Here is a 1,071-nt window from a genome sequence, read left to right as displayed (position 1 = left end):
GTGCTGATGTGTTTCTGCAACCAGTTTCTCATTTTTACTAATTTCTTTTTGAATATTTGCCACAGGTATAATGTGCATATCTGCCTTTTCTATTGTTCCCATGTAGCAAACGGCCTTGTTGTTTTTGCCGAGCAGGATGGTCATGGTACGTGATTCGGGATAGGGTACAATATCTACACCCTCATCTTTAACTGGTTTAGCAATATCTGCCGCATTTAAGCTACCCAATGAAGTGGTGAGCATAAAAAATGCAGTCAATAAAAACATCAGATCTACCATTGCGGTAAGATCTACCCTTGGGACTGGTTTTTTGGTTCTTCCTTTCGCAGCCTTGCCGCTTTGAGATTCGTTTAATGTTGCCATAATAATTTAGGTTTTTAATGATGATGACAAGCGCTATCAAATTGCATAAAAAAAGCGATTAAAAATTTAATCGCTTAAGAAAAAGTCGTCATTGCGAGGAGGAACGACGAAGCAATCTTACAACTGTGGGTTTATGGCTACCGTATTAAGATTGCTTCGTCGGCTGAAAAAGCCTTCTCGCAATGACGATCATATTAATATAATATTACTTCACTGCTTCAATTACACCGCAACCCACCCTTGGCCCTGAGTTACCAGTTGGTTGTGTAGTATAATCGTCGGTACCACCATGCACAATAATTCCGCGACCGATAATATTTTTAATATCGCCATCCTTAATGCTCCATCTATCGGTAGTAACCGAAAGCGTGGCATGGCCTTTATTATCTAACATGATGTTGCCAATGTCACCGCTGTGATAATTGGCAGATCCCCATTTGCCGTGAGCTTCTTTAGTTGGGTTCCAGTGGCCGTGTGTATTTTCACCCATATTGCCACAATCGCCATGTTCGTGAAAGTGGACCGCAACATTACTGTCTGCACGTGCAGCAAAATTCATCTCGATGTCCATCTTAATTTTTCCATCGCTTAATTCGTAAAACTTTGCCGTTCCAATGGTTTTTGTATTATCAGCTGTTTCGGTCAAAGTGGCCTGGGCAATTTCTTTGTCGGTTTTAGCACAAGCACTGATAAGTGCTACACCTGCAA

General features: G+C 41.2%; 2 protein-coding genes. Both read right to left on the bottom strand.

All coding sequences use genetic code 11. From position 1 onward, the window contains the following. Positions 1-363: ExbD/TolR family protein (locus AC1DPQ_RS28605; RefSeq protein ID WP_477611692.1), on the bottom strand; the 363-nt coding region annotated here is incomplete at its 3' end. A gap of 205 nt (positions 364-568) precedes the next feature. Beyond that, positions 569-1,071: superoxide dismutase family protein (locus AC1DPQ_RS28600; protein WP_477611691.1), on the bottom strand; the 503-nt coding region annotated here is incomplete at its 5' end.

This window comes from Pedobacter sp. 01T416_2, from assembly GCF_056398925.1.
This window is presented reverse-complemented; position numbering and strand designations above follow the sequence as displayed.